This is a genomic window from Actinomadura darangshiensis, assembly GCF_004349235.1.
Lineage (GTDB): Bacteria > Actinomycetota > Actinomycetes > Streptosporangiales > Streptosporangiaceae > Spirillospora > Spirillospora darangshiensis.
In genome coordinates this window covers 1-24,757 of record NZ_SMKY01000118.1, presented here as the reverse complement: position 1 = coordinate 24,757, position 24,757 = coordinate 1, and the positions used below count along the sequence as shown (strand labels likewise).

The window sequence follows — 24,757 nt, the reverse complement described above, 5'->3', positions numbered from 1 at the left end:
GGCCGTGGGCTGCAGCGGGACCTGCTGGCCGCCGGTGCCGTAGGACGATCCGGCGAGGCCGCCTCCGGTGCCGCCGGGCAGCGGCATCGGGCCGGTGCCGACATTGGGGCCGGTGCTCGTGTGCGGGCCGGTGCTCATCTGCGGGCCGGTGCCGGTGGCGCCGGGCGGGGCGCCGAACCCGCCCGTCATGGCCGGGCCGAGGTCGCGGACGGGCGGTGCCGGGGCCGGGGTGGCCGGCGGGCTGAGCGGCGACGCGGGCGGCGGCCCGTGGTGCGCGGCGGGCTGGAGCGGGCCGAGCGAGCCGGCGTGGCCGTTGGAGCCGTTGCCGTGCCCGTTGGACAGCGGGCTCATCCCCAGCGAGGACGCCCCGTCCATGCCGGCGAGCAGGTTGACGTAGGAGCGCAGGTGGCCGGAGCCGATCTCGATGAGGTCGTCGCACTCCTGCCGCAGCACCCGGGAGATCGTCCAGTTGCCGTCGACGGCGACGTGCACGACCGTGATGCGGACGCCGAGGTCCTGGGCGTCGGTGACGACCTGGGCGAGGTCCTCGTCGCCGCTGACCAGGACGGCGTCGGTGAGGGCGCCGTTGCGGGCCAGCGTCATGAGGTCGCGGTGGATCTCGGTGTCGACGCCCTCGCGGCGGCCGGGGCGGATCCGGCCGAGCCGCAGCTTGAGGCCGGGCAGGTCGGCGAGCGCGTCGTGCTCGGGGGTGCGGCGGCCCTCGACCGTCGCCTCGTACCAGTAGCAGCGCAGCAGCGGCATCCCGGTGCGTTCCCTGGCGAGGTTGCCGAGGAGCTGCAGGAGACCACCGAAGTCCCACGAGACGGTGTCGCGATGGCGGGTGCCGTGCACCGCCATGGCGCCGTCGGCCAGCAGGTAGCCGGCGTCTACGAACAGCGCGCAGCGATCCATGCGACACCGCCCTTCCTCAACACGGGAGCTCACAGCGTGCCCACTTCGGCGTAGCGACCCCGGACCGCCTATAGCGTAGTCAAGCCCGTCTGCCCGGTAGGCCAATACGGCGATTCGCCACTCTTTCATGGCAACCCGCCGGTTGGCGACTCCCCGGTAACAACGAAATTGGAACCGCGGCGGACGCTACCAGCCGTTTCGGTCCCGCCCCGCGCTTCCGCATGATCTTTACGGGAAGAATCAGGTCACGGGGTTCAGTCCCGGTGTCCCCGCGACCCTGGCTTCAACCGCGCATGGCCGCGATGGGTGCGGTGCCGGACGTGGCGGGCGTGCCGTGGCGTGCCGAAACGGACACGGACGCGCACGCTCGTGTGACGCGGTGACACCCGAAATTCGATGTGGACCAGAAATCCTCCGGGGCGTTCGACGACGGGCGGACCGGGCTTTTTCGGCCGCGGCTTGCGGGGTTTTTCCTTGGGCGGCGCCTGGCGTGGCGGGTCGGATTTCGGGCGCGGTTCCGGACGGGGCGGGATCGGTTCGGGCTTCGCCGCCACCGGACGAGCCGGAGCCGGCGGTTTCACGGCGGGCGGCGCGGCCGGTTCGGCGACCGCCGGCGGTGCGGGCGGCGCCTGGACGGGTTCGTCGTTGGACACGAGCATCACGGCCAGCGCCACCGCGCTCGCGGCCGCCGCCACGCCCCCGCCGAGCGCCTGCTGCTGCCGCTTGGGCAGGTGGCGGAACCACAGGAAGGCGCCGCCCTTGGACGAGGCCAGGTACGCGGTGGTCGCCGAGCCGAGGACGAGCGGGCCCAGGACGTCGCGCAGCACGTTGTTGACGTCGCCGAGCTCCACGTAGAGGCCCTTGCAGCGCTTGCAGCCGTCCAGGTGCCGCTTGACCTTGCCGGAGTCGCGCTTGGCGAGTGCGCCGCGCACGTACGAGCCGAGCTTCTCCATGGTGGGGCGGCACTCGTCGGCGGCGTCGAGGCCGTCCAGGTGCATCTGCAGGTAGGCCTGGCGGAGCCCTTCGCGGGCCCGGTAGGCGAGCGCGGCGGCGGAGTTCGCGGTGAGGCCGAGGATCGGGGCGACGTCCGCCGGCCTGCCGCCTTCGACCTCGGTGTGCCAGAGGACGGTCTGCCAGCGTTCCGGCAGCGACAGGAACGCGCGCGCGATCATCGAGCGCTCCAGCTCCTCGATCGCGGGGTCGGCGAAGGGCGCCCCGGGGTCGTACGCCTCGATCTCGTCGGTGTGGTGGACGCGCCGGCCCGCGCGCTGCCGGTCGTAGACCGTCCGGCGGACGGCCGTGAGCAGGTAGGGGCGGAACCCGTCGTCGGGCCCGCCGCCGCGCTTCAGTACGGCGAGGACCTTGGTGAACGCGTCCTGGACGGCGTCCTCGGCGGCGTCCCGCCCGGCCAGGTGGCAGGCGAGGCCGCGCGCGGCCGGCAGGTGCCGCTCGTAGAGGGCCCCGTAGGCCGCGACGTCCCCGTCGCGGACCTGAGAGATCAGCCTGGCGTCGCTGGTCTCGGCCGCGCCCGGCTCGATCGCGTCGTCCCCTCGCTCCATGCTTGCTCATTGTGACGGATTGACCACCTGTTGTCGCGCATTTTGGTCACACGTGGGTCCGTGAGATCGCGGCAGAAGACTTCCGAAAGTCGCGTCATGGGCCGGACGCGTCGCCGTTGGAGGGGTGTGGACGGTACCGGGGCGGGACCGTCCACACCGGGGTGCGTTCGTTCCGTCGAGGGGGTGGAACGAACGCACCCCGTGCGTTACGTGCCCGTGCGTTCAGACGATGGTGGCGCGGCCCATTTCGTTGAGCTTGCCGCCGTCCCATGGCGTCTCCCAGACGACGTTGCAGTCGCGTCCGGAGAGTTCGACGGTGGCGATGGCGTTGTGGAACCAGGGGCCGTCCGTCATCCGCCACCGGATCGGCGGGACGGGCACCTTCGCGAGTTTCGCCAGTAGGCGGAACGGTCCGCCGGCCGCCCGCGAGTACGCGATGCGGTTCGCCAAGCGGAACTTGCCGATCAGGGGGTTCCGCAGGGGCGAGCAGACGATCTGGGAGACCTTCGACTGCGTGCCGGCCTCGGTGACCCGCGCCAGGTACGAGTAGTGGATGTCGCCCGACAGGAACGAGATGCTCGCAGGGGCGGGGCCCCGTTCACCCCGTCCGACGGCGATGACATCAGCGGCCACGTCCCGGAACGACTTCTCGAACGCGGCCCAGTGCTCCAGGTCGGCCGCTTGGCGAATCTTCTCGCCGACCCCGGCTGCACGCTTTCCCCAGGCGCCCCCGGCGACGGCCTCGTTCCAGGACTCCGCGTGGTGGATCGCCATAGGGAGCAGGTAGGGCAGGGAGCTTGCGATGAGCAGATGGTCCATGCCGCCCTGGCACTGACTGTCCAGCCAGTCGAACTCGTCGTCGTCGAGCATTCCGCGCCGATCTGGCGTGAGCAGCCTGGAGCATCGGCTGTCGACCACGATCAGGCGGGTGTTGCCCCAGTCGTGGGCGTAGCTCCAGCGCGTGCTGTCGGGCTGCTTGTCGGCCTTCTCGGCGAACTCGTCCAGGACGGCGCCGGCGTCGCCCGTGGTGTCCGACGCAGTCCGCAGGGCCTTGAAGGTGGGATCGGACGCCCGGTCCTGCGGCGACATGTTCCCGAGATGCTGGTAGATCCAGTACGAGCCGATGCCCCCGGTGATGCGGTCCTTCCACCAGGGCTGCGCCCACATCTCCTTGCGCCACGTGTGCGAGGTGTTCCAGTCGTCCCGGATGTCGTGGTCGTCGAAGACCGTGAACGTGGGGACGGTGGACAGCAGCCACCGGACGGCCGCGTCATCGTGCCACGCCAGCTTGTACAGGTGCGTGTAGTCCTCGTAGTCGGCGACCTCGCCGTCCGGCGGCTCACCCGCGGCGCGGCGGCCCTTGATGAACGCGCGCATCTCCTCGGTCAGCTCGTCGGCGTACACCTGGTCGCCGACCATGAGCAGGACGTCCGGCCAGGTGACGGCGTCGCCGCCCGTCCGCAGCCGGTCCGAGAACGCGGCGAGCGCGTCGTACCCGAACAGGTCCACGGTGCCCGGCGAGCGGCGGCAGGACCCGAACGAGATCCGCAGGCCGCCGTCCTCGCGGAGCGTCCGGATCTGGGACGGCGGAAACCCGCTGCCGCTCTCCGGCCAGACGGTCTCGCCGTCGATGACGATTTCGTAGGGGATGCGCGCTTCCGGCGCGAGGCCATCTATCTCAACGAGCCCATAGTGGTGGCCATGTGCGGTGAAGGTGCGGGAGCTCGCATCAAGGCCGTGTTCCTGGTTGACGACCCTGACCTCGCACGGACGATCCGTTTCCACCCAGACGGTCGCGGTGTGGTGACTCACATGCCGGAGGTGGGGCCCGAGTACCAATGCGGTCATAGAAGGCTTCTCTAGCGGACCGGACCCCACCGCGTCCACCGGAGCCGGCCTCAGCCTTCCAGGACCTCGGCCTCCTTATCGGCCGGCAGCCCCACTGCAGGACGGTCTGGGCGTTGCGGAGCCCGTCCCCCGATGGCCTGGAGCCACTCCCAGGTGTCGGCGACCGTTTCCTGGACGGGCCTGCACTCCAGTCCTGTGGCGAGAGCCTTGTCCACGTTGGTGTGCTGCATGGTGTCGTAGATCTCACCAGGCGGAAGCCAGACCGGAAGGTCCGTCCATGGCTCGATGCCCGCTTCGAGGATCCTTTCGGGGTCCGTCCAGACGAGATCGGCGTCGGAACCCGTCGTCTGCTTGCACGCTTCCAGGAACTCTCGCATCGTCGTGTGGCCGGGCGAGCTGATCAGGTTGTACGGGCCGCTGAGACCTTGCTCGATGGCGTCGAGGGTCCATACGGCGAGGTCCCTGACGTCGATGTACTGGAGGCCGGCGTCGCGTGGGCCGGGCGCCAGGACTCGCCCGCCCTCCGCGATTCGTATCAGCCACCAGGGCAGGCGTCCGATGTTCTCGTACGGGCCCAGGATGAGCCCCGCCCGCACCAGCAGTGACTTGTCGCCGAACACGCCTTGTGCAGCGAGTTCGCCACCACGCTTGGCCTCCGCGTAATCGACGTCGCCGTCGTCGGGAGAGCCGTCCACAACGTCGGCCTCTTCGCCTTGCCCGATCGGTGTTGGGTACTCGTAGACCGAACGGCTGGATATGTAGGCGTAGCGTGCGACTCGTCCGTCCAGAAGGCGGGCGGTGTCACGGACGGCGGACGGTGCGCCCGACCAGGTGTCGACGACCGCATCCCACTTTCCGTCCGCGAGCGCCTTCAGGCCGTCCTCACCCGTGCGGTCGCCGTGCAACGACCGCACTCCCTTCGGCGGCTCGTGCCGTCCCCTATGAAAGACGGTCACGTCCCAGCCGCGTGCAAGCGCGCCCTCGGTGATGGCCCGTCCGACGAACTCCGTCCCGCCCAGCATCAGAAGCCTCATGGGACAACTCTGCCCCCCGCACGTGATGGACGGAATCCCACGCCGCTCAGAGCAGAACCGGACACGTCCCGGCTACGAAATGCCCCACCGGTACCAGCAAGCCCTGCTGACACACCTTGACGGAGGAGGCGTTGCGACTGCCTGACGGTGTGCGGCGGGCAGAGTAGGTTCGCGTCCGTGAGTTCTTTCGACCTCGTCCAGGACCTTCCGGCCGCCCTCGCCGACCGGGCCGCCGCCTGGGCGTACATCCGGGGGTTCGCCGAAACCTGGCGCACGCCGCTGTCCCCTGGGGACGGCACACCGGAAGCCGAACTGACGGCCGCCGAAGAGGCCCTGGCGGTACGCCTGCCCGTCGCCGCCCGCGAGGCGTACACGCTGTTCGGCCGCCGCTTCGACCTGCACAGCAACATGCAGCACCTCTTGAGCCCGGGCGAGTTCTACGTGGACGACCGCAAGGAGGCCCTCGTCTTCCGGGAGGAGAACCAGGGCGTCGCCTCATGGGGCGTCCTGCTCAGCGACCTCGACCAGGCGGACCCGCCCGTCCGCATGCGCGGCGACCTCGCCGACAAGGATGCCGAGCGCTGGGAGCCCTGGCTCGGCAGCTTCTCCGTCTCCTGCATCGAGATCGTCCTGACCGAGGCTGTCCTGGCAGACGACGCGCTCTGCGACTCCGGCGACTACGAGGACGGCGACGAACTGGACCGCCGCTTCACGCGCCTGCCCTTCCCGGGGTACCCCGAAGGCGAGCCGGGCCCGGCCTTCTACGCAGGCTCAGGCGTGCTCATCTGGGACACCGATGGATGGCTCTGCGTCCGAGCCCAAGACGAGGAGGCACTGGACCGCCTCCGCGCCACCCTGGACGCCGACTGGCTCACCTGAGGTGCGACCGTCTTTTACTCGTTGCACGAGGATAAAATCCGGAGAGTGAACGAGTTCGTCATCGACGTCCCGGAACGGCAGCTGGACGACCTGCGGCACCGCCTGGAACGCACCCGCTGGCCGGCGCCGGTGCCCGGGACCGGCTGGGAACGCGGCGTCCCGCTCGACTACCTCACCGGACTGGCCGGCCATTGGCTGACCCGCTACAGCTGGCGGGAGCACGAGGCACGGCTCAACCGGTTTCCACAGTTCCGCACAGAGATCGACGGGCAGCGCATCCACTTCCTGCACGTCAGATCGCCGGAACCGGACGCGCTCCCGCTGATCCTCACGCACGGATGGCCGAGCTCGTTCGCCGAGTACACCGAGGTCATCGGACCGCTCACCGACCCCCGCGCACATGGCGCAGACCCGGCCGACGCGTTCCACGTGGTCGTGCCCTCGCTCCCAGGGTTCGGATTCTCGACCCCGCTGTCCGGGCCGGGCTGGAACCACGCGCGCATAGCCAGGGCATGGGCCGCGCTGATGGACCGCCTCGGCTACCACCGTTACGGAGCCCAAGGCGGGGACACCGGCTCGATCGTCTCCCCGGAACTGGGCCGGATCGCCCCGCAGAACGTCGTGGGCGTCCATATCAACGGACAGCTGGCCTTCCCGTCCGGCGACCTCGGCGACCTGTCCCCTGACGAGGCGGAACGGATCGCCGCGGCCGAGCGGCTCCGCCAGGTGGGCACCGGCTACGCCGACCTCCAGAGCACCCGCCCGCAGACCCTCGCCTACGCACTCAACGACTCACCGGCCGGGCAACTCGCCTGGATCGTGGAGAAGTTCTGGGAGTGGACCGACCCGGCCAAGGCGCTCCCAGAGGACGCCGTGGGCCGCGACCACCTACTGGCGAACGTGACCCTCTACTGGCTGACGGCCACCGGCGCGCCCTCCGCGCACCTGTACTACGAGGTCCGCAACGCCCCCGTGACGCCGCCCGGCCCCACCGGGGTCCCCACAGGCATCGCGCTCTTTCCCACCGACCCCACCATCCGCCACGTCGCCGAACGCGACCACAACCTCGTCCACTGGACGGAGTTCTCCCAAGGCGGCCACTTCGCCGCCACAGAGACCCCCGCCCTCCTGACCGAAGACATCCGCGCCTTCTACCACCAGCTCCGCAACCCTTAACCCCAGCAACAGCACGAGCGGCTCCCCTGCACGACCCCGCCGCGTGGGAGCTACTTGGTGAGGGTCAGGCCCCGGGAGGGGGTGACGGTCAGGCGGTCGGCGGCCTCGTCCAGGTCGACCACTACTCCGTCGCCGTCCAGGACTTCGCCGGAGAGGAGCTCGCGGGCCAGCTGGTCGCCGATCGCCGTCTGGACGAGGCGGCGCAGCGGACGCGCGCCGTACAGCGGGTCGTAGCCGGTCAGGGCCAGCCACTCGCGGGCCGCGGGCGTCACCTGGAGGGCGAGCTGGCGGTCGGCGAGGCGCTCGGCGAGCTTGTCGATCTGGAGGTCGACGATGCGGGTCAGCTCGTCCGTCGAGAGCGCGTCGAACAGGATCACGTCGTCGAGACGGTTGAGGAACTCCGGCTTGAACGAGTTCCGGACGGCGTTCCACACCGCTTCGCGCTTCGCGCCGTTCTCCAGGGTCGGGTCGACGAGGAACTGCGACCCGATGTTGGAGGTCAGGATCAGGATCGTGTTGCGGAAGTCGACCGTGCGGCCCTGGCCGTCGGTGAGGCGGCCGTCGTCCAGCACCTGGAGCAGGACGTCGAAGACCTCGGGGTGCGCCTTCTCCACCTCGTCCAGCAGGACGGCCGAGTACGGGCGCCGCCGGACGGCCTCGGTGAGCTGCCCGCCCTCCTCGTAGCCGACGTATCCGGGGGGCGCGCCGACCAGCCGGGCGACCGAGTGCTTCTCGGAGTACTCGCTCATGTCGATGCGGGTCATCGCCCGCTCGTCGTCGAACAGGAACTCCGCGAGCGCCTTCGCCAGCTCGGTCTTGCCGACGCCGGTGGGCCCGAGGAACAGGAACGAGCCGGTCGGACGATCCGGGTCGGAGATGCCCGCGCGGGCCCGGCGCACCGCGTCCGACACGGTGCGGACCGCGGCCTCCTGGCCGATCAGGCGGTGGCCCAGCTCGTCCTCCATGCGCAGGAGCTTGGCCGTCTCGCCTTCGAGCAGGCGGCCGGCGGGGATGCCGGTCCAGGACGCGACCACGTCGGCGACGTCGTCCGGGCCGACCTCCTCCTTGATCATCGTGTCGCGGTTCTCGGCGGCCTCCGACGCCTCCTCCAGCTGCTTCTCCAGCGCCGGGATCTCGCCGTAGGTGAGCCGCGAGGACGTCTCCAGGTCGCCGTCGCGCTCGGCCCGCTCCGCCTCGCCGCGCAGCTGGTCGATCCGCTCCTTGATCTCGCCGACCCGGTTCAGCTCCGCCTTCTCCCGCTCCCAGCGGGCGTTCAGGCCGCTCAGGTGCTCCTGCCTGTCGGCCAGGTCGGCGCGGAGCCGCTCCAGCCGCTGCCGGGACGCCTCGTCGGTCTCCTTCTCCAGGTTCATCTGCTCCATCTTGAGCCGGTCGACCTGGCGCAGCAGCTCGTCGATCTCGACCGGACGGGAGTCGATCTCCATGCGCAGCCGGGACGCGGCCTCGTCCACCAGGTCGATGGCCTTGTCCGGCAGGAACCGGGACGTGATGTAGCGGTCGGACAGCGTCGCCGCCGCCACCATCGCCGAGTCGTTGATCTGCACCTTGTGGTGCGCCTCGTACCGGCCCTTCAGCCCGCGCAGGATCGCGATCGTGTCCTCGACCGTCGGCTCCCCGACGAACACTTGCTGGAACCGGCGCTCCAGGGCGGCGTCCTTCTCGATCCGCTCCCGGTACTCGTCCAGGGTGGTCGCGCCGATCATGCGCAGCTCGCCGCGGGCCAGCATCGGCTTCAGCATGTTGCCGGCGTCCATCGCGCCCTCGGCCGCGCCCGCCCCGACGACGGTGTGCAGCTCGTCGATGAACGTGACGACCTGCCCCTCGCTCTGCTTGATCTCGTTCAGGACGGCCTTCAGCCGCTCCTCGAACTCGCCGCGGTACTTCGCGCCCGCGACCATCGCGCCGAGGTCGAGGGAGACCAGGCGCTTGCCGCGCAGCGACTCGGGCACGTCGCCCGCGACGATCCGCTGCGCCAGGCCCTCGACGACGGCCGTCTTGCCGACGCCGGGCTCACCGATGAGCACCGGGTTGTTCTTCGTCCGGCGCGACAGCACCTGGACGACCCGGCGGATCTCCGAGTCGCGCCCGATGACCGGGTCGAGCCGGCCGTCGCGCGCCGCCGCCGTCAGGTCGACGCCGTACTTCTCCAGCGACTGGTAGGTGCCCTCCGGGTTCTCGCTGGTCACGCGGGCGTGCCCGCGCACCTTCTCGAACGCGTCCAGCAGCGCCTGCGGCGTCGCCCCGAACTCCTTCAGCAGGCCCGCCGCCGGACCGCCGTCCGCGGCCAGCCCGACCAGCAGGTGCTCGGTCGAGACGTACTCGTCCTCCAGCTGCTGCGCCCGGTTCGCCGCCGTGTTGACCGACCGCTGCAGCTGCCCGGACAGCCGCGGCGTCGCGACCGTCGAGCCCTGCGCCTTCGGCATCGCGGCGAGCTGCTCCTCGGCCCGCCGCCGGATCACCTGCCAGTCGGCGCCGACCGCCTCCAGCAGCGGCACCGCCGTCCCGTCCGGCAGCCCGATCAGCGCCACCAGCAGGTGCTGCGGGTCGACCTCGGGATGCCCCTCGGCCGCCGCCCTGCGGACCGCGACCGACACCGCCTCCTGGCTCTTCTGCGTCAGCTTGTAGTCCATCGTCCCAGTCCCCGTGAGTTGTCCCTATTCCCGGTTGCGTTCCTGCCAGACGACGACGCTCGTGTGCCGGATCGGCACGAGGTCGGCGCCGGGCGTCCCGCCCGGGTCCCCGTGCCGCCGCTGCTGCGCCAGCCGCGCCGCGACCGCACGGGTCGATTCGAGTTCGTTGGCGAGCTCCTCCAGCGCCGCGTGCGCCGTGCCGAGCTCGTCGCGGAGCCGCACGTTGTCGCGCTGCAGCTCCAGGATGTGCTTGATGCCGGACAGGTTGATGCCCTCCTCCTGCGAGAGCCGCTGGATCTCGCGGAGCATCACGATGTCGCGCATCGAGTAGCGGCGGCCCCGCCCGGCCGTCCGGCCGGGGGACACCAGGCCCATCCGGTCGTAGGTCCGCAGCGTCTGCGGGTGCAGCCCGGACAGCTGCGCCGCCACGGAGATCACGTAGACCGGAGTGTCGTCGCCGAAGGGGTCAGCGTTCATGGCTCACTCCGTTCGCCCGCGCTCGGGAGAACCTCGCCCGCTCATGGCCATCACTCCTGTCTGGCCTGCTGGAGGAGGTCGGAGCGCAGGTCGTCGCCGGTGCCGGCGTCGCGCAGCCGGACGAGCGCCTCCCGCGACTGCTCGTCGAGCTTCTGCGGGACGTGCACGTCGACGGTGACGAGCAGGTCGCCCTTCGTCCCGTCGCGGCGGGGGGCGCCGCGGCCCTTCACCCGGAACGTGCGGCCGTTCGGGGTGCCCTCCGGCAGCTTCAGCGTGACGGGCTGCCCCTGGAACGTCGGCACCCGGATCTCGGCGCCGAGCGCCGCCTCGGGGAACGTCACCGGGACGGTCAGGGTCAGGTTGTCGCCGCCGCGCCCGAACACCTTGTGCGGGTGCACCTTGATGTGCACGTACAGGTCGCCGGACGGGCCGCCGTTCTCGCCGGGCGCGCCCTTGGCCTTCAGCCGGATCTTCTGCCCGTCCGCGACGCCCGCCGGGATGCGGGCCTGGATCGTGCGGGTGCCCGTCGCGCGGCCGCTGCCGTGGCAGGTCGGGCACGGGTCGTCCACGACGAGGCCCCGGCCGCGGCACTCCTTGCACGGCTCCTGGAACCCGAAGTTGCCGAGGTTGCGGGTCTCGTGCCCGGTGCCCTCGCAGTTCGGGCACACCCGCGGGACGGTGCCGGCCTTCGCGCCGGTCCCCCGGCAGCTGTTGCAGGCCGCCTCGCTGGTCAGCTTGATCGGGACGGTCACGCCGTTCATCGCGCGGCCGAACGACAGCGTCACCTCGGTCTCGACGTCCGCGCCGCGCCGCGCGCGCCGCGTCCCCGTCGTGCGGGTGCCGCCGCCTCCGCCGCCGCGTCCGAACAGGCCGCCGAACAGGTCGCCGATGCGCTCCCCGGCGCCGCCCGGCTGCGTCCCGCCGCCCTGCTGGCCGAAGATGTCCCCGATGTCGAACGGGAAACCGCCGCCGCCCTGCTGGCCGCGGAAGCCGCCCGGCATGGAGCGCACCGCGTCGTACTCCTTGCGGCGCTTCTCGTCGGACAGGACGTCGTAGGCCTCGGAGACCTCTTTGAAGCGGTCCTCCGCGTCGGTGTCGCCCTTGTTGGCGTCCGGGTGGTACTTGCGGGCCAGCTTCCGGTACGACTTCTTGATCTCCTCCTGCGAGGCCGACTTCGCGACACCGAGGACCTTGTAGTAGTCCTTCTCCAGGTAGTCCTTGGTGCTCACGGCGCCCCGCCTTCTGCTATCGCCACTTGCCACATGTCTTCAGGGCCCGCGCGGGGCCCGCCCCTGAGGACGGGCCCCGCGGGGATCACTCGTCGTCGTCCGGCCCGTCGCCGGACTCGTCCGCCGACCCGGCGTCCGGGTCGGGGTCGGCCACCGCGACCCGCGCGGGCCGCAGGACCCGCTCGCCGATCCGGTAGCCGGGCTGCAGGACGTCCACCACACTCGTCTCGGTCACGTCCGCCGAGAGGGAGTGCATGAGCGCCTCGTGCACGACCGGGTCGAAGGGCTCGCCCTTCTCGCCGTACCGCTCCAGGCCGAGCTTGCCGGTGACCGCCTCCAGGCTCTCCGCGACGGACTTGAACCCGCCGGTGAGCTCCTCGTGGTCCCGGGCGCGGCCGATGTCGTCCAGCACCGGGAGCAGTTCGGACAGCACCTGCCCGAGGGCCTGCTCGCGGACCGCGACCCGGTCGCGCTCGACGCGCTTGCGGTAGTTGTCGTACTCCGCCTTCAGCCGCTGGAGGTCGGCGAGACGCTCCGTCAGCTGGGTCTTGAGCGAGGAGGTCTCCTCGTCGGTGCCGTTGGCGCCCCCGTTGACCGGGGCCTCCGGGGCAGGCGTCGCCGCCTGCGCCCGGACTTCCCCCGTTTCGGGATCGATGCGCCGCTTGTCGCGGATCACCGGACCCTCCTTCTCCTCGCCCTCGTTAGGGGAGGACGTCACTGGACACCGCCTTCCTGGGGGGCGACCCCCAGACCCCCGGAGGGGAGTGCCGAAGATCCTCGCTTCGCTGCGGTCATCGGCAGTCCCTTCTGGGGGGCGACCCCCAGACCCCCGGAGGGGAGTGCCGAAGATCCTCGCTTCGCTGCGGTCATCGGCCCTCCTCCTTCGGCTTCTCGTCGTCGACGATCTCGGCGTCGACGACCTCGTCGTCCTGCGGCTCCCCGTCCTGGGCGTCGGCCGTCGGGCCGTGGTCCTCGGCGCCCGGCTGGGCACCCTCGGGGTTCTGCGCGTACATGGCCGCGCCCATCTTCTGGCTGACCTGCGCGAGCTTCTCGGCGCTGCCCTTGATCGCGTCGACGTCGGTGCCTTCGAGAGCCTTCTTGACCTCGGCGACCGCCTCGCCCACCTCGGTCTTCATCTCCTCGGGGACCTTCTCGTCGTTCTCCCGCAGGAACTTCTCCGTCGAGTACGCGAGGGTGTCGGCCTGGTTGCGGACCTCGGCCTCCTCCTTGCGCTGGCGGTCCTCCTCGGCGTAGTCCTCGGCGTCGCGCATCATCTTCTCGATGTCGTCCTTGGGCAGCGCGCTGCCGCCCGTGATGACCATCGACTGCTCGCGCCCGGTGCCCTGGTCCTTCGCGCTGACGTTCACGATGCCGTTCGCGTCGATGTCGAAGGTGACCTCGATCTGCGGGACGCCGCGCGGCGCCGGCGGCAGGCCGGTGAGCTGGAAGGTGCCGAGCTTCTTGTTGTACGCGGCGATCTCGCGCTCGCCCTGGTAGACCTGGATCTCCACGGACGGCTGGTTGTCGTCGGCGGTGGTGAACGTCTCCGACCGCTTGGTCGGGATCGTGGTGTTCCGCTCGATGATCTTGGTGAAGATGCCGCCCTTGGTCTCGATGCCGAGGCTCAGCGGGGTCACGTCCAGCAGCAGGACGTCCTTGACCTCGCCCTTGAGCACGCCGGCCTGCAGGCTGGCGCCGATCGCGACGACCTCGTCCGGGTTGACGCCCTTGTTCGGCTCCTTGCCGCCGGTCAGCTCCTTGACCAGCTCGGACACCGCGGGCATCCGGGTGGAGCCGCCGACCATGACGACCTGGTCGATGCCGTCGACCGTGATGCCGGCGTCCTTCAGCACCGACTGGAACGGCGCCTTGGTCCGGTCGAGCAGGTCGGAGGTCATTCGCTGGAACTCGGCCCGGGTGAGCTTCTCGTCCAGGTGCAGCGGGCCCTCGGCGGACGCGGTGATGTAGGGCAGGTTGATCTGCGTCTCGGACGAGCCGGACAGCTCGATCTTCGCCTTCTCGGCGGCCTCGCGGAGCCGCTGCAGCGCCATCTTGTCCTTGCCGAGGTCCACGCCGTTGGCGTTCTTGAACTTCTCGACCAGCCAGTCGACGACCTTGTTGTCCCAGTCGTCGCCGCCCAGGTGGTTGTCGCCGCTGGTGGCCTTCACCTCGACCACGCCGTCGCCGACCTCCAGCAGGGACACGTCGAACGTGCCGCCGCCGAGGTCGAAGACCAGGATGGTGGCCTCGTTCTCCTTCTCCAGGTGGTAGGCCAGCGCCGCCGAGGTCGGCTCGTTGATGATGCGCAGGACGTTCAGGCCCGCGATCTGGCCGGCCTCCTTGGTGGCCTGCCGCTGGTGGTCGGAGAAGTAGGCGGGCACCGTGACCACCGCGTCGGTGACGGTCTCGCCAAGGTAGGACTCGGCGTCCCGCTTCAGCTTCTGCAGCACGAACGCGCTGATCTGCTGCGGGTTGAAGTCCTTGTCGTCGATCTTGGTCTTCCAGTCGGTGCCCATCTCGCGCTTGACCGACCGGATGGTCCGGTCCACGTTGGTGACCGCCTGGCGCTTGGCGACCTCGCCGACCAGCACCTCACCGTTCTTGGCGAAGGCGACGACGGACGGCGTGGTCCGCGACCCCTCCGCGTTCGCGATGACGGTGGGCTCGCCGCCCTCCAGGATCGCGACGACCGAGTTGGTCGTCCCGAGGTCGATGCCGACCGCACGTGCCATGTTCTCGTCCTCCGTCGTTTCCGGTTCAACCCCGTTGCCGGGAGTTATTCGCAGCCCCGGTCGCCCCCAGGGCGCGCCGGTTGAGTCTCTAGCCCGCAAGGTTGCCCGCCGATCCGCCTCCTGTCAAATGACTTGAGTCGGCCGGACTCAACTTTGCTGACGTCCTCTACAACAGGACGATTGACCCACCTATTCCGGTTCCCGACGCGGCCCCGTTCGCCCAGATATCACCTGCACGGAGGAGGCCACCCCCTCAATGAGAACGAGACCCCCGGACGACGCCGCCCTTGACCTCGACCGAACTTCAGGTCGCAAGATCGTTGCAGCGGCCGCACGGGGCGGCGCGCGACACGAGGGGGACGGCATGCCGGTGCGGACAGCGGCCGAATGGATCAGGAAGAACTCCCACGCGCTGGCCGGCCGGGACCCCGATCAGCCATTGGAGGACCTGCGTCCGCTGGCCCCCCTGGTGCGCGATGCCAAGATCGTGGCACTGGGAGCCGCCGCGCGGCAGACACGTGAACTGTCGGTCGTGGCGCACCGCATCGTGCGGCTGCTGGTGGAGCAGGAAGGGTTTCGGACCGTGGCCCTGGAGGGCGACGTCCCGGCCCGGCTCGGCCTGGACGTCCACGTCGCCACCGGTGAAGGCGACCCGCGGGAACTGCTGGCCGAGGCGCGGGCGTTCTGGCAGACCAGGGAGATCCTCGACCTCGTCGGCTGGATGCGCTCCTATAACCAGCGCCATCCCGAGGACCCGGTGCGCTTCGCGCAGCCCCCGGACAAGCCGCTGCGGCACACCGCGCGGCCCGACGGCCTGGCCGCGCTGGAACGGACGCTCGCCGATGACGTGGTGAGCTGGCAGGAGCAGTCGGACGACAAGGTCGTCTACTGGGGCGGCATGGCGCACACCGCCGTGGGCGACCCCCGCACGGTGTCCCCGTCCCAGCCGCCCGAGACGCACCGCAACATGGGCGGCTACCTACGCGAACGTCTGGGCTCGGACTACCGTTCGATCGGACTCACCCTGGCGCGCGGCTCGATCGGCGTGCCCCTGCCGGCCCCGGGCGCGGACTTCGTCGACGCCGTCCTCAGCGCGGCCGCCGCGGACCGAGCGGGATACATCCTGAACCTGCGGGCCCCACGCCCCGAACCCGTCCGTCGCCTCCTGGACGCCCCGACCCGCACGCGGCTGATCGGACCGTCCTACGACCCGCAGGACGACGCCGCCCACCACCTGGCCGGTGGGGCGCTGGCGACCTGGTTCGACATCGTCGTCCACACCGAGCGGGTGACACCCGCACGACCACTGCCCTAGGGGCGGCACGGACACCTTCCGCCCCCAGGCAGGACGTCCCTCACCGAGTCGTCCACACGACCCCACCGTCGTCACGGCGCGCCTCGCCGACGACCACGCCGGCGTGGCCGTTCTCGACTCGCCGCTCGGTTGTGAGACTGCGCGGTGAACTCGGCTGCGCTAGGGAGCATCTGACACGCGAGATCGATTGCGGAGGTGTCGGATGCTCACCTACTTGGTCGTCGTTCTGTGGCTGCTGGCGGTGATCCTGGTCCTCGCGGCGTGCGTTGGCCAGCGCAAGCTGTGGTGGAGGACGCATGCCTGGCGGTTCCGCGACCCGCAGGGGAGGGAGCCGTCCGGTGCGGCCCTGGTCGCCGGACGCGTCGCCAAACTGGCCCTGGCGGCGGTCCTGGTGGCCGCGACGTTCCTCGTGAACGGACCGGTCCGCGCCGCTCTGTCCGCCGATCAGCAGCGGGACGTGGAGATGCTCGCCCTGCAGGCGGCCGTCAGCCTCCCCGGCGGGCCGCTGGAGATCACCTATTCCGCCCTTCAACCGCACGTCCACAAGACGTTCAGCGACGCCATCCGGGGCCGGGCCGCACTCACGGAAGGCGATCCGTTCACCGACGGCGACCGGAGCGGCCTGAAGTTCGAGCTCACCGACACCGACGGCGATCACCCCGTCTGCCTGACGGTCACCGTCCACCGGCTCCCTGAATCGAGCGCCCTGCGCGCGGTGATAACGATGTCGACCACAATGGCCAAAGGGCACTGCTGACGCGGGGCTCAGGCGGGCTTGCGGGCGGACGGCCAGGCTCGACACGACCAGGTCGAAGGAGCCGTCCTCGAACGGCAGGGCGCACATGTCGCCGGTGACGAGATCCACCCGGTCGGACACGCCTTCGAGTTCGGCGTTGCGCCGTTCGGCCCTCTCGGCGGCTCGCCCGGTGGCGACCGGCGGTGGTCGTCGGCGATCTTTCAGTGGGGGTCGGGGCGGTGGCCTGGGACGATGATGCCGTGCTCGTAGGCCAGGACGACGGCCTGGACGCGGTCGCGGAGGTGGAGCTTGGCGAACACGCTGCCGACGTGGCTCTTGACGGTGGCCTCGGTGACGACGAGCCGCGCCGCGATCTCCGGGTTCGACAGGCCCTGGGCCACGAGCAGGAGCATCTCGCGCTCGCGCGGGGTCAGCGCGGTCAGCAGGTCCGGTGCCGGCCGGACGGGGTCGGTGCGGCCGGCGTAGTCCTCGATCAGGCGGCGGGTGATCGACGGGGACAGCAGCGCCTCGCCCTGGTGGACGACGTGGATCGCCTCCAGGAGCCGCTCGCGGGGCGCGTCCTTCAGCAGGAACCCCGACGCCCCGGCGCGCAGCGCGCCGAACACGTATTCGTCGAGGTCGTAAGTGGTGAGGATCAGCACGCGGGGCGGATGGTCCCTGGCGGTGAGGTGGGCGGTGGCCTCTACGCCGTCCATCCGCGGCATCCGGACGTCCATCAGGACGACGTCGGGCCGCAGCTCGGTCGCCCGCGCGAGGGCCTCGCGGCCGTCCGCGGCCTCGCCGACGACCTCCAGGTCGGGACGGGTCTGCAGGAACAGCCGGAAACCGATCCGGATCAGTTCCTGGTCGTCGACGATCAGTACCCGGATCGTCATGCCCGCTCCCCGATCGGCAGCCGTGCCGCGACCCGGAACCCGCCGCCGGGGACCCGGCCCGCCTCCAGCTCGCCGCCGAGCACCGCGGCCCGCTCCCGCATCCCGACCAGGCCGTGCCCGCCGGGGCCCGGCTCGCCGGTCCCCGTCCCGTCGTCGTGCACCCGTACCTCCAGGTCAGCTCCGCCGTAGGCCAGCCGTACCGTGACGAGGGTCGCCCCGGCGTGTTTAAGCGCGTTGGTCAACGCCTCCTCGATGATCCGGAAGGCGGACAGCTCCACCCCGCCCGGCAGGTCCAGCCGCTCCCCGGCGATCTCCAGCCGGACCGGCAGTCCCGCGGCGCGGTACCCGGCGACCAGTTCGTCCAGGCCCGCCAGTGACGGCTGCGGCCGCGTCTCCGCCGCGTGCCGCCCGCGCAGCAGGACGAGGATCCGGCGCAGTTCGGCCAGGCTCTGCTCGGCGCTGGTCTCCACTCGCTCCAGCGTCCGCGCGGCCACCTGCGGTTCGGTCTCCAGGACGTCGCGGGCACCGCGGACTCCGATCAGCATCACCGTCACCGAGTGGGCGACGATGTCGTGCAGTTCCCGGGCGATCGAGCCGCGCTCGCGCTGCGCCGCGATCAGGTCGAGCTGCTCCCGTTCGCGTTCGAGGGTGGCGGCCCGCTCCTCCACCGCCTGGACGTAGCGGCGGCGCGTCTGCATGTAGGCGCCCAGCATCCACGCCCCGATCGACACCGGTGGGCTGCAGACGTTGTCGGCTTCCAGGAACACCGCCACCGGTGCCAGCACCGCGAGCGAGACGCGCCGGTCGCGTGTTTCGGCGAGCGACCACAGCGCGACGACGGCCGGCGCTCCTCCGGGCGCGTACCCGGCCGCGGTCACCGCGGCCGCCCCGGCGACCGTCACCGCGGTCACCGCCACTCCGAACCGGCGGCGGGCCAGGAGCACCGCGCCGGTCAGGACGGTCACCGCGATCGGCAGGGGCACGGCCTCGGTGCCGTCGTTGAACAGCAGACCCACTTCCACGAAGGTCGCCGCCGCGGCGAGCGCGATGTCGAACAGCACCGGGCGGTGCGCGGCCCGCAGGCCCCGCACCGCCTGGATCCGCTCCACGACGTTCACGCCAGGTCGCGCCGTCGTTCGCACACGACCGCGACCAGCGTCGCGAGCACCGTCCAGACCGCGAACACCGCGCCGGCCTGCGCGACCGTGAGCGTCGTGTCGTGGGTCCCGCCCGTCATGACGCCCGCCGCGCCGAACGGCGAGAGGTTCGCCTCCCGCTCCCACGAACCGCTCACCAGGGGCTGCACCACCAGGGCCAGGATCAGTAGGACCACCGCGCCGACGACCGGGCTGCGGATCAGCGCACCGAGCGCCGCGCCCAGCACCGTCGCCAGGACGAGCGCCAGGACGTTGCCCGCCACGACCCCGGCCACCTGGCCGGACGTCAGGTCCGGGCCGGGCTGGTCCGCGAGCAGCGGCAGCGCCACGCCGACCGCGACCGCGTTGATCAGCAGCGCCAGCCCGAGACCGGTCAGCGCGTACGCCGCGATCCGCACCGCCAGGACGGTCCCGCGGCCGCGCCGGGCCACCAGCGCCGTGGGCGCGGCGGTCCGGTGGCGGTACTCGCCCGCCGCGCCGACCAGTCCCCACAGCAGCAGCAGGACGGGGAGCCCCGCCAGCGCCTCCTTCTTCTCCGGCACCTCGTCGAGCGTTCCCGACGCCACGGCGACGAGCACCGCGTTCAGGGCGGCGAAGGCCGTCCCGCCGACCGCGAATCCCCACACGGCACGGGTCGTCACCGACTTGAGCAGTTCCCCGCGAAGCAGGCCGATCATCGTTCCAACCCTCCGGTCAGCTCGAGGAACACGTCCTCCAGCGACTCCACCTCACTGATCGGCCCCTCGTGCACCAGCCTGCCACGGTCGATGACGACCACGTCGTCGACCGTCTGCGCGGCCTCCGCCAGCATGTGGCTGGACAGCAGGACCGTGCCGCCCTTCGCCACCCGGTCCCGCAGCATCGTCCGGAGCCAGCGGATCCCCTGCGGGTCGAGGCCGTTGGCCGGCTCGTCCAGCACCAGGACCTCCGGGTCGCCGAGCAGCGCGGCGGCGAGCCCGAGCCGCTGCCGCATCCCCAGTGAGTAGGCGCCGACCCGGCGGCCCGCCGCCCCGGTCAGCTCGGCGACCTCCAGGACCTCCTCGACGCGGTGGCGCGGCAGCCCCGCCGACAGCGCCAGCGCCCGCAGATGCGTGCGGGCCGACCGGGCGGGGTGCGCGCCGCACGGCTCGATGTGGACGCCCATCCGGCGCGCGTCCGGCGCCATCGAGGCCACCGGCGCTCCCAGCACCGATACCGCGCCCGCCGACGGCCGCGCCAGACCCGCGACCGCCTTCAGCGCGGTGGTCTTGCCCGCGCCGTTCGGGCCGAAGAAGCCGGTCACCGCGCCCGGTCTGACCGTGAACGTCAGATCGTCGACCACCGTGCGCCGGCCGTACCGCTTCGTCAGCCCCTCGACCCTGATCGCCGATGCGGCCTTCGTCTGTGAAGTCATGGCGTCCAGCTTCGGCCGCCCGCGTCTCCCGGTCATCCGACCACGGTCGAAACCCGTCCTCCGACCGCGGCATGAGGTTCGCCGGGGGCGGTCTCCGCCAGGACGTGCAAACCGGGACCAATCGGGACTTCTGCCGTGAACTCGAACGGCCGCTTCGGGTGATCAGTAATGACCGTCCATTTCGGGACGGCCATCGCAGAGGAGACTCGATGACGTACAGACGCCGGAGCCGGGCCCTGCTCGGCATCCTGCTCGCGGCCGGGACGCTGGCCGCGGTACCCCCGTCCGCCCATGCCGCGCCGCCGGCGGGCGGCCTGGACCAGGGCAAGTCCTGGAAGGTGACCCTGGTGACCGGGGACGTCGTCGACGTCCGGACGGTCAAGGGCAAGCCGCCGCTGGTCTCGGTCACCCCCGCGCCCGGACGGGAGAAGCGCTCGTTCCGCAAGCAGATCCGGCCGGACGGGCACGTCGTCGTCGTGCCGATCGACGTCGCCGGGCTCGTCGGCCGCGTCATCGACCCCCGGCTGTTCGACGTCACGACGCTGATCGCGCAGGGCTACGACGACGCCCGCAGCAAGGACCTGCCGCTGATCGTCAAGCGCGACAAGGGCGCCCGCACCCTCCGGACGCTCGACGAGACGAAGGACCTGCCGAGTATCGGCGCCGTGGCCGTGCGGCAGTCCAAGGGCGACGCGAGCGCCCTCGGCAAGACCCTCGCTGGGATGCGGGGCCCGTCGGTGAAGGCGACGGGCGGCATCCGGCACATCTGGCTGGACGGCAAGGTCAAGGCGAACTTCGCCCCGACCGGGCCCGTGACACATCGGCTCGACCGGAACCTGCGGCAGGTCGGCGCGCCCAAAGCGTGGCAAGCCGGGTACACCGGCAAGGGCGCGAAGGTCGCCGTGCTCGACACCGGTGTGGACGCCGGGCACCCCGACCTCAAGGGACGCATCGCCGAGTCGAAGAATTTCTCCGAGTCGGCCGACACCGTCGACCGGTTCGGGCACGGCACGCACGTCGCCTCGACCGTTGCCGGAACGGGCGCCGCGTCCGGCGGGGAGCGCAAGGGCGTCGCCCCGGACGCGAGCCTGCTCATCGGCAAGGTCCTCGACGACAACGGCGACGGCACCGACTCCAGCGTGATCGCCGGGATGGAGTGGGCCGCGCCGCGCGCCGACGTCGTCAACATGAGCCTCGGCGGCGCCTCCACCGACGGCACCGACCCCCTGTCGCTCGCACTGAACGACCTCACCAAGAAGTACGGGACGCTGTTCGTTGTGGCCGCGGGCAACGACGGCACATTCGAGTCGGTCGGTACACCGGGCACGGCCGAGGCCGCGCTCACGGTCGGCGCGGTCGACGCCCGCGACCGGCTCGCGGAGTTCTCCAGCCGCGGCCCGGTCGGCAACACCGCCAAACCGGAGATCGTCGCACCGGGCGTCGACATCGTGGCGGCCCGAGCCGCAGGCACCGCGTTGGGCACCCCGACGGGGACGAACTACACGAAGCTGTCGGGCACGTCGATGGCGACACCGCACGTCGCCGGCGCCGCCGCGCTGCTCGCCGCGAAGCACCCCGACTGGGACCCGGCCCGCCTCAAGGCCGCCCTCGTCGGCACCGCCGACCCCGCCACCGGCGGTGACGCCTACCAGCTCGGCGCCGGACGGCTCGACGTGGGCGAGGCCGCGAGCAGCCCCGTCCTCACCGCGCAGAGCATCGTCGGCCTCGGCACCTCGAAGTACCCCGAGCACGGTGACCTGTCGACGAAGCTCGGCTGGACGTCCGGCACCGACCGTCCCGTCCAGCTGGGGCTGAGCGTCAAGGTGACCGACCGGCACGGCCGCACGACGGACGGCGTCGCGACCGTCCCGGGCAGTGTCAGCGTGCCCGCGGGCGGCACCGCGACGGCGCCGCTGACCGTGGACGCCTCCCGGCTCGCCGGCCGCCCCGGCCTGTACACGGCCGTGGTCACGGCCAAGGGCGGCGGCGTCACCCTGGGAACGCCGGTGACGTTCTTCGTCGAACCCGCGACGCACACCCTCACGATCAAGGGCACGCCGCTGCCGGGCACCGACGCGGCGAACTTCGGGGCCTCCGCCACCGTGGTCGACCTCGACGACCACTCGCTGTTCGCCGGGTACACCGCGGTCACCGCCGACGGCGGGACGAAGCTCCGCGTTCCCGAAGGCCGCTACTCCGTCCTCGGCAACGTGGACGACTACGGCGATTCGCGCTCGGCCCTCGCCGGCGACCCCGAAGTGGTCGTCGACCGGGACGTGACCGTGACGCTCGACGGCGCCGCCGCCGTCAAGACCGGAGCGAGCGTCGAGGGCGTCGAGACCACGACGGCGATGTCCGCCGCCGACCTGGTCCAAGACGCCGGCGACGGGCTCTGGTACTACTCCGTGTGGGCCTTCGACCCCGCCGCGGCGCCCGTCTACGTCCAGCCGATGAAAGGTGTGACGAAGGGGACGTTCAAGGCGTCCACTCAGCACCGGCTGACCGCGCCCGGTGCCGTGTACGACATCGTCCACGCGCTGGGCAACGGGATTCCCGCCGACCCGGCGCACGTCGTCACCGCCGCCGAGCTCAAGCGGATGGCCCGCGTCGACCAGGAGTTCGCCGCGTTCGACGGGGACCCGAGCAGGGCCATGAGCGAGAAGCGCTACGGGATCAGCCCGGAGGGCCTGCTGGCGTTCGAGGGATTCGCCGAGGTCAAGCCCGGAACCTCCCGGACCGACTACGTCTCGGCCGGCGCCGGATGGCTCTGGGGCGACGAGGGGTTCGTCAAGATCGGCGAGGATTCTTGGGTCGACCAGGCGCCGTTCATCGAGTTGAAGCCGGGCGAGCGGACCACGCACCGCTGGGGCCGGCAGCCGATGCGCCCCGGACCGTACTCCGGTACCGGCATCACGCCCAGCGGATGCGCCCGCTACCCCACGGCCCGCACCGGCGACGACATGCGCATCGCACTCGTCGACCTCCAGACCCGTCCGGACGGCTTCGACTGCGTGATGCACGAAGTGAAGGGGCGGCACATGGTGCTGTTCGCCGGGGACGAGAAGGTCGGCGAGAAGGACGGCCCGTTCGGCGACTTCACCGTTCCGTCCGGCGAGGCGGAGTACCGGCTGACGTACGAGAACGACGCGTCGGCCATCCTCCCGGTGTCGACGCAGACGTCGACGTCCTGGACGTTCCGCTCCCGCGAGCCGCGCGGGCACGAGAGCGCCGGAATCCCGCTCCTGCTCGTCGACTACGACCTGAACCTCGACCTGCGCAACCAGCCGTCCGGTGAGCCCGCCGTGTTCACCGTCGCGCGGATGGCGGGCTCCGGCGAGGCGAAGGTCGGCGGGCTGGAGTTCTGGACGTCCGCGGACGACGGGAAGACGTGGCAGGCGGCCGCGACGCAGGCCCTCGGCGGCGGCCGCTTCAGCGCCCCGCTCCCGGGCCCCGTCAAGGGCCAGGCCGTCTCGCTGCGGGTCAGCGCGCAGGACGCGGGCGGCAGCGGCATCGATCAGCGCATCATCCGCGCCTACCGGGTCCGGTAGAACGCCTGAAATGAAAGCGGTGAGGGGGTTCGGGTGATACGTCTGTGACCGCCATCCGTGCGACGGAAAGGCACCACATGACGGGGAACCCCCTCGCCGCGGCGCGGCTGGACCGGCTCGACACCGGCCCGGCCGCGCCGCGGCCGTCCCTGCACGACCCCGACCGGTTCGGTGAGGTCTTCGACGCCCACTACGCCGAGATCCGCGGGTACGCCGCCAAGCGGCTCGGGCCGGACACCGCGTCCGACATCGCGTCCCAGACGTTCCTGGAGGCGTTCCGCCACCGGGACCGCTACGACCCGGCGCGGGCGAACGTCCGGACCTGGCTGTACGGCATCGCGACCAACCTCATCGGCAAGCACCGGCGCAGCGAGGTGCGCGGCCTGCGGGCCCGCGAGCGGCTGCCCGTCCCGGGCACCGACACCCACGCGGACCGGGTGGACGCCCGGGTCAGCGCGCAGGGCCTCCGCGGACGGCTGGCCGGCGCCATCGCCGGGCTGCCGGCCGGCGAACGGGACGTGCTGCTCCTCGTCGCCCTCGCCGACCTCTCCCACGAGGAGGTCGCGGCGGCGCTGAACGTCCCCTACGGGACGGTCGGGTCGCGGCTGAACCGGGCCAGGAAGAAGGTGCGCGCGGCACTCGGCGGCACGAATCCGATGCGGGAAGTGGAGGACGACCATGGATGAGCTGCAGATGATTCGCGAGGCGTACGGGGAGCCGGAGCCGCCGACGCTGCGCGAGATGACCGAGGCACGTGCCGCGATGCTCGGGAAGCCGCCGCGCACGCGCGTCCGGTTCGGCTGGCGGCTCAAGGCCGGGATCGGCGTCGTCGCGATAGGCGCGGCCACCGCGGTCGCGATCGCTGCCGTCGGATCCGGCTCCCCCGCCCCGCCCTCGACCTCCGCTCCGGAGGACCTGGGCAAGCGCGCGGTGCTCGCCGCGGCGGAGAAGGCCGCCGCGCAGCCGACCGGCAAGTACTGGCACACCGACACGGTCGACGGCCAGGCATACATCATCCGCGCGAAGACCGGGACCTACGCGATCACCGCCGCGAGCACCGAGGTGTTCCACTGGACGGGCGTGAAGCGCGGCATGGGCGAGGCGTACTCCGACCGCGACCTTCCGGCCCACCCGCAGACCCCGCAGGACGAGGCGCTGTGGCGCAAGGCAGGGTCGCCGTCGAAGTTCCGGGTCTGGTCGAACGACCACTACTACACC

The 24,757-nt window shown here is 71.5% G+C and carries 20 protein-coding genes and 1 pseudogene; 7 read left to right on the top strand and 14 right to left on the bottom strand.

Annotated elements, in window-relative coordinates:
• From E1293_RS24195 to E1293_RS24180, 4 genes are all read right to left on the bottom strand, one after another.
• The coding region (locus E1293_RS24195) for an NYN domain-containing protein (RefSeq protein WP_132199741.1) at positions 1–912 on the bottom strand (912 nt) is incomplete at its 3' end.
• A gap of 254 nt (positions 913–1,166) precedes the next feature.
• On the bottom strand, positions 1,167–2,471 hold the full coding sequence (locus E1293_RS24190) for a sigma-70 family RNA polymerase sigma factor (RefSeq protein ID WP_132199740.1): 1,305 nt from the start codon (positions 2,469–2,471) through the stop codon (positions 1,167–1,169).
• Positions 2,472–2,693: 222 nt separating this feature from the next.
• Positions 2,694–4,319 carry a DUF7800 domain-containing protein gene (locus tag E1293_RS24185; protein ID WP_132199739.1) on the bottom strand — a complete coding sequence of 542 codons (1,626 nt, stop codon included), beginning with the start codon at positions 4,317–4,319 and terminating at the stop codon, positions 2,694–2,696.
• Between the two features lie 50 nt (positions 4,320–4,369).
• Positions 4,370–5,353 carry an NAD-dependent epimerase/dehydratase family protein gene (locus tag E1293_RS24180; protein WP_132199738.1) on the bottom strand — a complete coding sequence of 328 codons (984 nt, stop codon included), beginning with the start codon at positions 5,351–5,353 and terminating at the stop codon, positions 4,370–4,372.
• A 177-nt stretch (positions 5,354–5,530) separates the two neighbouring features.
• Between E1293_RS24180 and E1293_RS24175 the strand changes: the two genes are divergently transcribed.
• Entirely contained in the window at positions 5,531–6,232 is a 702-nt protein-coding gene (locus tag E1293_RS24175; RefSeq protein ID WP_132199737.1) for an SMI1/KNR4 family protein, read from the top strand.
• A gap of 45 nt (positions 6,233–6,277) precedes the next feature.
• Entirely contained in the window at positions 6,278–7,408 is a 1,131-nt protein-coding gene (locus E1293_RS24170) for an epoxide hydrolase family protein (protein ID WP_341770208.1), read from the top strand.
• Positions 7,409–7,458: 50 nt separating this feature from the next.
• Here the strand turns inward: E1293_RS24170 and clpB are convergent, their stop codons facing one another.
• From clpB to dnaK, 5 genes are all read right to left on the bottom strand, one after another.
• Positions 7,459–10,056 (bottom strand): ATP-dependent chaperone ClpB, encoded by a 2,598-nt coding sequence (gene clpB / locus E1293_RS24165; RefSeq protein ID WP_132199736.1) that lies wholly within the window; start codon positions 10,054–10,056, stop codon positions 7,459–7,461.
• Positions 10,057–10,080: 24 nt separating this feature from the next.
• Positions 10,081–10,533, bottom strand: coding sequence for a heat shock protein transcriptional repressor HspR (locus tag E1293_RS24160; RefSeq protein WP_132199735.1), 453 nt, complete (start codon positions 10,531–10,533; stop codon positions 10,081–10,083).
• Between the two features lie 50 nt (positions 10,534–10,583).
• On the bottom strand, positions 10,584–11,762 hold the full coding sequence (gene dnaJ, locus E1293_RS24155) for a molecular chaperone DnaJ (RefSeq protein WP_132199734.1): 1,179 nt from the start codon (positions 11,760–11,762) through the stop codon (positions 10,584–10,586).
• Positions 11,763–11,847: 85 nt separating this feature from the next.
• Positions 11,848–12,480 carry a nucleotide exchange factor GrpE gene (grpE, locus tag E1293_RS24150; RefSeq protein ID WP_132199733.1) on the bottom strand — a complete coding sequence of 211 codons (633 nt, stop codon included), beginning with the start codon at positions 12,478–12,480 and terminating at the stop codon, positions 11,848–11,850.
• 148 nt (positions 12,481–12,628) lie between these two features.
• Positions 12,629–14,494 (bottom strand): molecular chaperone DnaK, encoded by a 1,866-nt coding sequence (gene dnaK, locus E1293_RS24145; RefSeq protein ID WP_132199732.1) that lies wholly within the window; start codon positions 14,492–14,494, stop codon positions 12,629–12,631.
• A 364-nt stretch (positions 14,495–14,858) separates the two neighbouring features.
• Here dnaK and E1293_RS24140 point away from each other — a divergent pair, with 364 nt between their 5' ends.
• A complete protein-coding gene (locus E1293_RS24140) occupies positions 14,859–15,809 on the top strand; it encodes an erythromycin esterase family protein (RefSeq protein WP_207939056.1) in 951 nt (316 codons plus the stop codon).
• A 202-nt stretch (positions 15,810–16,011) separates the two neighbouring features.
• Positions 16,012–16,566: a hypothetical protein gene (locus E1293_RS49540; protein ID WP_132199731.1), complete on the top strand. Its 555-nt coding sequence runs from the start codon at positions 16,012–16,014 to the stop codon at positions 16,564–16,566.
• A 39-nt stretch (positions 16,567–16,605) separates the two neighbouring features.
• Here the strand turns inward: E1293_RS49540 and E1293_RS50260 are convergent.
• From E1293_RS50260 to E1293_RS24110, 5 genes and pseudogenes are all read right to left on the bottom strand, one after another.
• A pseudogene (locus tag E1293_RS50260) lies at positions 16,606–16,770 on the bottom strand (class I SAM-dependent methyltransferase); the annotation flags it as partial.
• Positions 16,767–17,441 (bottom strand): response regulator, encoded by a 675-nt coding sequence (locus tag E1293_RS24125; protein ID WP_132199730.1) that lies wholly within the window; start codon positions 17,439–17,441, stop codon positions 16,767–16,769. The gene E1293_RS24125 and the pseudogene E1293_RS50260, both read right to left, overlap by 4 nt.
• Entirely contained in the window at positions 17,438–18,559 is a 1,122-nt protein-coding gene (locus E1293_RS24120) for a sensor histidine kinase (protein ID WP_132199729.1), read from the bottom strand. The genes E1293_RS24125 and E1293_RS24120 overlap by 4 nt, the downstream gene beginning before the upstream one ends.
• Positions 18,556–19,275, bottom strand: a complete 720-nt coding sequence (locus E1293_RS24115) for an ABC transporter permease (RefSeq protein WP_132199728.1) — start codon at positions 19,273–19,275, stop codon at positions 18,556–18,558. Before E1293_RS24115 ends, E1293_RS24120 begins: the two co-directional genes overlap by 4 nt.
• Positions 19,272–19,991, bottom strand: a complete 720-nt coding sequence (locus tag E1293_RS24110) for an ABC transporter ATP-binding protein (RefSeq protein WP_132199727.1) — start codon at positions 19,989–19,991, stop codon at positions 19,272–19,274. Before E1293_RS24110 ends, E1293_RS24115 begins: the two co-directional genes overlap by 4 nt.
• A gap of 209 nt (positions 19,992–20,200) precedes the next feature.
• Between E1293_RS24110 and E1293_RS24105 the strand changes: the two genes are divergently transcribed.
• From E1293_RS24105 to E1293_RS24095, 3 genes are all read left to right on the top strand, one after another.
• The gene (locus E1293_RS24105) at positions 20,201–23,539 is read left to right on the top strand and encodes a S8 family peptidase (RefSeq protein WP_165978375.1); all 3,339 of its coding nucleotides are present in this window, start codon (positions 20,201–20,203) and stop codon (positions 23,537–23,539) included.
• 77 nt (positions 23,540–23,616) lie between these two features.
• A complete protein-coding gene (locus E1293_RS24100; protein WP_132199725.1) occupies positions 23,617–24,225 on the top strand; it encodes an RNA polymerase sigma factor in 609 nt (202 codons plus the stop codon).
• Positions 24,218–24,757, top strand: a 540-nt coding sequence (locus tag E1293_RS24095) for a hypothetical protein (RefSeq protein WP_207939054.1), incomplete at its 3' end; no start/stop codon positions are given. The genes E1293_RS24100 and E1293_RS24095, both read left to right, overlap by 8 nt.

Excerpts from the sequence above, each read along its gene's own strand:
- E1293_RS24190 (WP_132199740.1), bottom strand. The coding sequence starts at position 2,471 with ATGGAGCGAGGGGACGACGCGATCGAGCCGGGCGCGGCCGAGACCAGC.
- E1293_RS24185 (WP_132199739.1), bottom strand. The coding sequence starts at position 4,319 with ATGACCGCATTGGTACTCGGGCCCCACCTCCGGCATGTGAGTCACCAC.
- E1293_RS24180 (WP_132199738.1), bottom strand. The coding sequence starts at position 5,353 with ATGAGGCTTCTGATGCTGGGCGGGACGGAGTTCGTCGGACGGGCCATC.
- clpB (WP_132199736.1), bottom strand. The coding sequence starts at position 10,056 with ATGGACTACAAGCTGACGCAGAAGAGCCAGGAGGCGGTGTCGGTCGCG.
- E1293_RS24160 (WP_132199735.1), bottom strand. The coding sequence starts at position 10,533 with ATGAACGCTGACCCCTTCGGCGACGACACTCCGGTCTACGTGATCTCC.
- dnaK (WP_132199732.1), bottom strand. The coding sequence starts at position 14,494 with ATGGCACGTGCGGTCGGCATCGACCTCGGGACGACCAACTCGGTCGTC.
- E1293_RS24140 (WP_207939056.1), top strand. The coding sequence starts at position 14,859 with ATGCCGGTGCGGACAGCGGCCGAATGGATCAGGAAGAACTCCCACGCG.
- E1293_RS49540 (WP_132199731.1), top strand. The coding sequence starts at position 16,012 with ATGCTCACCTACTTGGTCGTCGTTCTGTGGCTGCTGGCGGTGATCCTG.
- E1293_RS24125 (WP_132199730.1), bottom strand. The coding sequence starts at position 17,441 with ATGACGATCCGGGTACTGATCGTCGACGACCAGGAACTGATCCGGATC.
- E1293_RS24115 (WP_132199728.1), bottom strand. The coding sequence starts at position 19,275 with ATGATCGGCCTGCTTCGCGGGGAACTGCTCAAGTCGGTGACGACCCGT.
- E1293_RS24110 (WP_132199727.1), bottom strand. The coding sequence starts at position 19,991 with ATGACTTCACAGACGAAGGCCGCATCGGCGATCAGGGTCGAGGGGCTG.
- E1293_RS24105 (WP_165978375.1), top strand. The coding sequence starts at position 20,201 with ATGACGTACAGACGCCGGAGCCGGGCCCTGCTCGGCATCCTGCTCGCG.
- E1293_RS24100 (WP_132199725.1), top strand. The coding sequence starts at position 23,617 with ATGACGGGGAACCCCCTCGCCGCGGCGCGGCTGGACCGGCTCGACACC.